At 73.2% G+C, this 7,785-nt stretch carries 8 protein-coding genes; 5 read left to right on the plus strand and 3 right to left on the minus strand.

Features of this window, described 5'->3' with window-relative positions; all coding sequences use genetic code 11:
- Positions 1-133 precede the first annotated feature (133 nt).
- The gene (locus tag AB0N03_RS51620; protein ID WP_364388836.1) at positions 134-766 is read right to left on the minus strand and encodes a helix-turn-helix domain-containing protein; all 633 of its coding nucleotides are present in this window, start codon (positions 764-766) and stop codon (positions 134-136) included.
- 89 nt (positions 767-855) lie between these two features.
- On the opposite strand from AB0N03_RS51620, the gene AB0N03_RS51625 reads away from it, so the two are divergent.
- The 5 genes from AB0N03_RS51625 to AB0N03_RS51645 all read left to right on the plus strand — a co-directional run bounded on the left by AB0N03_RS51625 (position 856) and on the right by AB0N03_RS51645 (position 6,192).
- On the plus strand, positions 856-1,698 hold the full coding sequence (locus AB0N03_RS51625) for an NAD(P)H-binding protein (RefSeq protein WP_364388838.1): 843 nt from the start codon (positions 856-858) through the stop codon (positions 1,696-1,698).
- 56 nt (positions 1,699-1,754) lie between these two features.
- A complete protein-coding gene (locus tag AB0N03_RS51630) occupies positions 1,755-2,276 on the plus strand; it encodes a PadR family transcriptional regulator (protein ID WP_364388840.1) in 522 nt (173 codons plus the stop codon).
- Positions 2,273-2,962 carry an ABC transporter ATP-binding protein gene (locus tag AB0N03_RS51635; protein WP_364388842.1) on the plus strand — a complete coding sequence of 230 codons (690 nt, stop codon included), beginning with the start codon at positions 2,273-2,275 and terminating at the stop codon, positions 2,960-2,962. Before AB0N03_RS51630 ends, AB0N03_RS51635 begins: the two co-directional genes overlap by 4 nt.
- Positions 2,959-5,202 (plus strand): FtsX-like permease family protein, encoded by a 2,244-nt coding sequence (locus AB0N03_RS51640; RefSeq protein WP_364388844.1) that lies wholly within the window; start codon positions 2,959-2,961, stop codon positions 5,200-5,202. Before AB0N03_RS51635 ends, AB0N03_RS51640 begins: the two co-directional genes overlap by 4 nt.
- 171 nt (positions 5,203-5,373) lie before the next feature.
- Positions 5,374-6,192: a hypothetical protein gene (locus AB0N03_RS51645; RefSeq protein ID WP_364388846.1), complete on the plus strand. Its 819-nt coding sequence runs from the start codon at positions 5,374-5,376 to the stop codon at positions 6,190-6,192.
- A 7-nt stretch (positions 6,193-6,199) separates the two neighbouring features.
- On the opposite strand, the gene AB0N03_RS51650 is transcribed toward AB0N03_RS51645, so the two are convergent.
- A complete protein-coding gene (locus tag AB0N03_RS51650; protein WP_364388848.1) occupies positions 6,200-6,583 on the minus strand; it encodes a hypothetical protein in 384 nt (127 codons plus the stop codon).
- 101 nt (positions 6,584-6,684) lie between these two features.
- Positions 6,685-7,542, minus strand: a complete 858-nt coding sequence (locus AB0N03_RS51655; protein ID WP_364388850.1) for an alpha/beta hydrolase fold domain-containing protein — start codon at positions 7,540-7,542, stop codon at positions 6,685-6,687.
- Positions 7,543-7,785: the final 243 nt, after the last annotated feature.

Consider the following 7,785-nt stretch of genomic DNA (forward strand, 5'->3'; position numbering starts at 1 on the left):
TTGTTTTCCAGTTGGGGCTCCACCCCCGGGCCGGGGGGGGGGGGGGGCCCCGGCGGGGTCCGTTAATACATATTGCGCGACCCCCCCGCCCCCAATTTTTAAATCCCCGACGCGGCCACCCGGGGCAGGGCGGTCAGTCGCGGTCGAGCCACTCCGCGAGCAGGGCGCGCTCGGCGCCGGTGAGCTTCGACAGCTCCGGAGGGGTGGCGGCCGGCCGCGGCGCGTCGGTGAGGATCCGGGCCAGCACGGCCTCGTACATCGTCTCGGCGAGGCCCGGATCCCGGTCCGCCGGGGCCCGCGCCAGCAGGGTGAGCACGGCGCCGGTGCCGGCGGCGTGGACCAGTTCGACCGCGAGGGGTTCGGGGACGCGCAGCCGGCCGGCCTCCGCGATGCGGTGCACCCGGGCGCGCAGGACCGCCAGCCCCGCCTCGGCCGCCGGGGACGTCCGGCCCGGCGTCACGAGCAGGGCGAACAGGGAAGCGTTGGCCAGGCCGAAGCCGAGGTGCGCGTCCCAGCCGGCGCGCAGGTCCGCGACGGGATCACCTGGTGCGACCGCCTTTCCGGCGACGTAGGTGGCGAAGACGTGCTCGGCGACGGCGTCGAGCAGCGCGTCCTTGTCCTCGAAGAACCGGTACAGCGCCGGCGCCTGCAGGCCGGCCGCCCCGGCGACCGCGCGGATGGTGAGCGCGGCCGCGCCTTCGTCGTCGAGGAGCCGCGCGGCGGTCTCGAGGATGTGCGCCTGCGTTTCGCTCCGGCTCTTCACCATGGTTCCGATGATAACTCACTCTTGCTAGCGGCGGTGCTAACGTGGTTAGTATCGACGTTAGTCAGTGTTGGTCATCGAGAGGATCCATCATGATCGTGATCACCGGGGGAACCGGCAAGCTCGGCTCCCAGGTCGTTGAGCAGCTGCTTCGGCGGGTCCCGGCCGAGCAGGTCGGCGTCAGCGTCCGCGAGCCCGGGAAGGCGGCCGGCCTCGGCGAGCGCGGGGTGCGCGTGCGACGCGGCGACTTCGCCGACCCGGACTCGCTCGCCTCCGCGTTCGAAGGCGCGACGCAGGTCCTCGTCGTCTCGACGGACGCCACGGGCGAAACGGCGCTGCGGCACCACGTCGCGGCGATCGATGGCGCACGCGCCGCCGGAGTCAAGCGGGTGCTCTACACGAGCCACCAGGCCGCGGCCGACGACTCGCTCTTCGCGCCGATGCCCGACCATGCCGCGACCGAGCGTCATCTGGCGACGACAGGGGCGTTCACCGTGCTGCGCAACGGGTTCTACGCCAGTACGGTTCCGCTGCTGCTCGGTCAAGCGCGCGAAACCGGCGAACTGGTCGCGCCCGCCGACGGGCCGGTGTCGTGGACGGCGCACGCCGACCTCGCCGAAGCCGCGGCGGTGATCCTCGTCGACGAGGGTCGCTTCGACGGGCCGACGCCGCCCCTGACCGCCCCGGTCGCGCTCGACCTCGAGGACGTCGCCGGTCTCCTTTCCGGGCTCACCGGACGCACGATCCGCCGGGTGGTCGCCGACGACGACGAGTGGGTGGCGGGCCTGACCGGGCACGGCGTCCCCGCCGCGCAGGCCGCGATGCTGCTCGGCATGTTCCGCGCCGCTCGCCGGGGCGAGTTCGCCACCACCGGCGCCGACCTCGAAGAACTGCTCGGCCGACCGGCCACGCCTCTGGCGGCGCTCCTCGGCTGAGCACTATGAACGGGGTGTATAAACTCCGGCTATACACACCGTGTACAGTCTCGCGCATGTCGATCGGACACACCCTGCTCGGCCTGTTGGAAAACGGCCCTCGGCACGGCTACGACCTCAAACGCGCCTACGACGACCGGTTCGGGCACGACCGCCGCGTCCACTACGGCCAGGTCTATTCGACCCTGGCCCGGCTGCTCAAGCAGGGACTCGTCGAGGCCGACGGCATCGAAGCCGGCGGCGGTCCGGAGCGGAAGCGCTACGCGATCACCGAGGCCGGGGTCGCCGACATCGGCACCTGGCTGGCGACCCCGGAGAAGCCGGAGGCCTACCTGCAGAACACGCTCTACACCAAGGTGGTGCTCGCGCTGCTCTCCGGCCGCGCGGCCACCGACGTCCTCGACGTCCAGCGCTCGGCCCACCTCGACGCCATGCGGGAGCTGACCCGCCGCAAGACCCGGGGCGACCTCGTCGACCAGCTGGTCTGCGACCACGCGCTGTTCCACCTGGAGGCCGACCTCCGCTGGCTGGAGCTGACCGCGGCCCGGCTCGGCCAGCTGGCGAAGGAGATCGCGTGAGCAGCACCGAGCACGTCCTGCTGGAGGCCGCCGAGGTCCGGAAGGCGTACGGGCCCACCGACGCGCTGACCTCGGCGAGCCTGCGGGTGCGCGCGGGGGAGGTCGTGGCCCTGATGGGCCCGTCCGGGGCGGGGAAGTCGACGCTGCTGCACTGCCTGGCCGGGATCGTCCGGCCGGACGACGGCGCCGTCCGCTACCGGGGTGCCGACCTCGCCCGGCTGACCGACCGCGCCCGCTCGGCGTTGCGCCGCACCGACTTCGGCTTCGTCTTCCAGTTTGGCCGGCTCGTCCCGGAGCTCACCTGCCTGGAGAACGTCGCCCTGCCGCTGCGGCTGAACGGCGAGCGCGGCCGGGTGGCGGCGCGGCGGGCCCGCGAAATGCTGGCGGAGCTCGACCTCGCCGACGTGGCCGGCAAGCGGCCGGGCGAGGTGTCGGGCGGGCAGGGCCAGCGGGTGGCGGTGGCCCGCGCGCTCGTGACCGGCCCGCGCGTCGTCTTCGCCGACGAGCCGACCGGCGCCCTGGACTCGCTCAACGGCGAGCAGGTGATGCAGCTGCTGACGACCGCGGCCCGGGAGCGGGACGCGGCGGTGGTCCTGGTGACGCACGAACCCCGCGTCGCGGCGTACTCCGACCGCGAGGTCGTCGTGCGCGACGGCCGGACGCGGGAGCTCGAGGTGACCCGGTGATCCGGCGCTGGGCCGCCGACTTCGCGCTCGGGATGCGCCTCGCGCTGGGCGGCGGCGGGGCGCGCACCGCGCTGGTGCGGCTCACGCTGACGGCGGTCGGGGTCGGCCTCGGCGTCGCCGTCCTGCTCACCGCGTCGTCGGTGCCGAACCTGCTGGGAGCCCGCGACGATCGGGCGAGCGCGCGCGCCCTCGTCCCCGGGGCGCCCGCCGAGGGCGTCGACCCGGTCCACGCGATCACCCGGAACGACGAGTTCCGCGGCCACGGACTGCAGGGCTACCTCGTGCAGCTCACCGGGCCGCGCCCGCCCGCCGCGCCGGGCGTGGACCGGCTGCCGGAGCCCGGGGAGGTGGTGCTGTCCCCGGCGCTGGCGGGCTTGCTGCGGTCACCCGAGGGCGAGCTGTTGCGCCCGCGGTTCGCCGGGCGGGTGCTCGGCACCATCGGCGACGCCGGGTTGACCGGCCCGAACGAGCTGCGTTTCTACGTCGGCTCCGACACCGTCGCGCAGCAGCCGGACGCCGCCCTGGTGAGCCGGTTCGGGTACGAAACCTCCCGCCGCCCCCTGTCCTCGCTCGAGCTGCTGCTGGTCGTGATGGGGGCGACGACGTGCCTGGTGCCGGTGTTCGTCTTCGTCGTCACCAGCACCCGGCTCGCGGCGGCCGCCCGGGACCGGCGGCTCGCCGCGCTGCGCCTGGTCGGCGCGGACCGCGGCCAAGTGCACCGGATCGCGGCCGGCGAGGCACTGCTCGGGGCGTTCGCCGGCCTGCTCGCCGGCCTGGCGCTGTTCCAGCTCATCCGCGTGCTCGTTCCGAGGATCACCGTGGACGCCTTCCGCGGCGGCCTCTTCGGGACCGACGTCGTTCCCGACTGGCGGCTGGGTGTTCCGGCCCTGCTGGCGTTGCCGGTGCTGGCGTGCGCGGCGGCCGTGTTCGCGCTGCGGCAGGTCGTCATCGAGCCGCTGGGCGTCGAGCGGCGGGGAACGCGGACCCGGCGGAAGCTGGCGTGGCGCCTGTTCCCCGCGGTCGTGGGCGGGGCACTGCTGCTCACCGGCCTGGGCGGCGACGGCGCCGACCACCCCTCCGTGATCGTCGGCGTGGTCTTCGTCCTCACGGCCGTGCCCCTGGTGCTGCCGTGGGTGGTCGAGCGGGTCGCCGGCCTGCTCGGCGGCGGGTCGCCGGCCTGGCTGCTGGCCGTCCGCCGGCTCCAGCTCGACAGCGCGACGGCGGCGCGCCTGGTCAGCGGCGTCGCCGTGGTACTGACCGGATCCATTGCGCTGCAAGGGGTCTACCACCGCACCGAGAGCGAACGGCCCGCGCCGCAGGAGATCCGGGTGCTCGCGAGCTACTACGCCACCAGCGTCGCCGACGGCGAGGCGTTCACCGCCGCCTTCCACGCGCTGCCCGGGCTGGGCGACGTGCCGGTGCGGACCAGGGCCCTGATCGAGACCGCGTCGGGAGAACGCACCTCGATGGTCGTCGAGGACTGCGCGCGGCTGCGGGCCGGCGCCGGCATCGCGGACTGCCGCGACGGCGACGTCTACGCCGCGACGACCCGCGGCAGCTCCGTGCCCGAGCCGGGGGACCACGTGTGGTTCGCCGAGGTCCGCCGGGCCGCCCGGACCGCCGTTCCCCAGTGGACGGTGCCGGCGGTGCACCGCGTGCCGGCGTACGGGGAGGACGCGTCGGAGCTGATCGTCACCCCGGCCGCGCTGGCGACGGCGTCCGGCGTCGGGCTGACGGTGTCCGCGACCCTGCCGGACGCCGACCCGGACCTGGTGGAGCGCGTCCGGAACGTGGTGGGGTGGAACGGGTCCGTGGACTCGCTCGGCACCGGGCAGGACGGCACCTCCGCGCTGATCACGCGCGTGCTGTCGGTCGGTTCGGTGCTGGTGCTGCTGTTCGTCGCGGGCAGCCTGCTGGTCGCCGCTTGGGAGCAACTGCGGGAACGGCGGCGCAGCCTCGCCGCGCTGGCGGCGAACGGGGTCGGGCGCGGCGTGCTCGCCCGGTCGCTGGTGTGGCAGCTGGTCGTCCCGGTGGCGGTGGCGGTGCTCGTCGCCGTGCCGGCCGGGCTCGCCCTCGACTGGCTGGTGCTCACGTTCGTCGTGCACCGCCCGATGTCGGCCGACGTGCCCGCGATCGCGCTCCTGACGGCGACCGCGATCGCCGCGGTACTGTTCGTCACCGCCATGACACTGCCCGCGTTGTGGCGGACGACGAACCTGGAGAATTTGCGCGAAGAATGACCCGGGCGGGCGGCGGGTCCGGTTCTTTCCGGGCCCGCCGCCGCGCGTGAAGCCTTTTCGGCCGCCTCGCTTTCGCCCGAAAAGGCGCCCTTTTCGCCGTTGTGGCGTTATCCTCTTTCCGCGATCGTGAATACGTCGATATCCGCCGCCCCACGATTTCGAGGCAAGCCGATGCGCACCATGTACGACGCCGTCACCCCGCGGAACATCCTGAAGAAGGACAGCCGGCCCGCACTGGTGGCCGGCTACATCGACCAGATCAAGCTCGCGCCGTGGACCGCCGCCGACTGGGCGCTCTTCCCGGCCGCCTTGAAGGTGCGAATAGTCAAGAAAGCGTCGACCGACGACGGGCACGTCCTCGACGTCGAGCCGGGCGACGCCGGGCCGGAGGAGGCGCCGGGCTGGGCCCGGCGGCGGCGTGCGTCGGGGTTCGCCTACCCGGTCATCTACTGCAACCGGTCGACCTGGCCGAAGGTGAAGGCCGCGTTCAAGGCCCAGCACGTCGAGCCGCCGTTGTACTGGATCGCCACGGCCACCGGCAAACCCGAAATACCCGAAGGCGCGATCGCCGCGCAGTACCTGCTGGACGTCGCGCCCGGCATCGACATCTCGGTCGTGGCCGACTTCTGGCCCGGCGTCGATTCGCCGGGATCCCTGTCCGTCGAACCGGAAGTGGAGCTCATGGAACGCATCACCGTCACCCCGCCCAACGCCGGGCAGAACACGGTCCGGCTCAACCTGTCCGGCAGTGCCGGTGCCGCCCTCGTCGTCCGGCCGCGGATCAACGGCCAAGGCGTGTCGAAGCCGATGTGGGTCGGCAACATCTTCGCGTGGGGCTCCGACAAGACGGGCGTCGGCAACAACCCCAAGTCCGACCCGCACTACGACGACCGGCTGACGTCCCATCGCCGCTTCGCCCTGCCGGGCGCGGTGTGGGCCGACGTCGAGTACAGCGCGGCGGAACCGTTCGAGGTCGACGTCGTCGGCTGAGCGGCGCTCAGGCGGACAGCCACCCCGTGCACCACCACGCGTTCTGCTTCTGGCACGCGCGGAAGATGGTCACGGGGTTGGCCGCCGTGCCCGGGGTGATCGAGCTGCAGCCGGAGCTGCTGCCGTTGGCGTCGTCCACACCGCCGCCCCCGCCGCTGCGAAGCCGGTATTCCGTGCGGAAACCGTAGCCGTCGCTCGCGGTGTCGCAGGAATAGACGCGGGTGTGGCTGTTGGTCACGCCGCCGTAGCCGCAGCGGAACTGGCCCTGGTACCCACAGCCGTAAACCTCGCCGAGGGTGTCGTGTGCCGATGCCGCGGGCGCGAAGCCGACGGTTCCGGCGAGGGCGAGGAACGCCGCGGCGGCGACGGTGGGCAATGTGCGGTTCGGCACGGTTCCTCCTGGTGGCTCCGGGGTGTGCGGTCCGTTCACTCCGGAGGTGCGGAACCGGTTGACGCCGACCCGGGGACGTCACCCGGTCGGCGCAGTGCCGCTCAGGCTGCCGGCGCGAGGTGGTTGCGGAGGAAGGCGATCCCGGCGTCGGTGACGTGCTGGAGCTTGCGTTCGCCGTAGAAGTGTCCGGCGCCGTCGAGGCGGATCAGGTCGGCGTCGGCGCCGGCCCGCCAGTAGGCCGCGACCAGTGCTTCGCTGTGCGCGATCGGGATCCCGGCGTCGTCGGTGCCGTGGGCCAGCAGCAGCGGGGCCGCGGTCGCCGACGCGTGGAGCAGCGGGCTCGCCGTCGGGCCGGGGAGCCAGTCGTGCGGGTCGTGGCCGCTGCTGTGCAACGGAGAATCCGCGGGCGGCGGCGGGATGCGCGTGAAGTCCGTCGGCGGGCTCCAGGCGACCGCCGCCCCGACGTGGCTCGGCGGGCCGGTGATCCCGAGGTCGCCTTCGAAGGCGTCGTCGTCGGCCGTCACCGCGAGCATCGCGGCCAGGTAGCCACCGGCCGAGTGTCCCCACGCCGCGACGCGGCGGGCGTCGAGCTCCAGGTCCCCGGCGTGGTGGCGCACCCAGCGGACCGCGGCCTTCACGTCGTGGACCTGCGCGGGGAAAGCGGCTTCGCGCCCATGCCGGTACTGGGCGCGCGCGACGGCGAACCCGGCCGCCACCAACCGGTCGGTCACCCGATCGCCCAGCAGGCTGTGCTTGTGCGACCCGCCCGCCGGCGCGCCACCGTAGAGGTAGACCACCACCGGGTGGCCACCGCCGGGCGCGCGCCCGCCCGGGACGACGAGGTCCAGCAGCAGCGGCCGGTAGCCGGCGAGAGTCGCGACGAGTGCGTCCCGATAGGACACTCGCGTCCCGGCCCGTTCGGCCCGGGGCAGGGTGAGCGGGGCACGGGAAGTGAGCACGCGACCACTATCGGGGCATACCGGTCACGGCGGCCAGCCGTACCAGGATGCGGGAGCGGTCCGGCCGACCGGGCGGCGCCGGAACGTCATGAACGACTCGTTCATGTCCTCTGGCCTGGATCCACCGGTGAATATGCTGGTGAGTGGTATGTCGTAGACACGCAGATGCCCTCTGACCTGGGATAATTGTTCTTGTCTAGGGAACAACAATCCTTGAGTGAGAGGGCATCTGCTGGATGCAAG

The organism is Amycolatopsis sp. NPDC051061 (genome assembly GCF_040682935.1).
In the GTDB taxonomy this organism is placed as follows: Bacteria; Actinomycetota; Actinomycetes; order Mycobacteriales; family Pseudonocardiaceae; genus Amycolatopsis.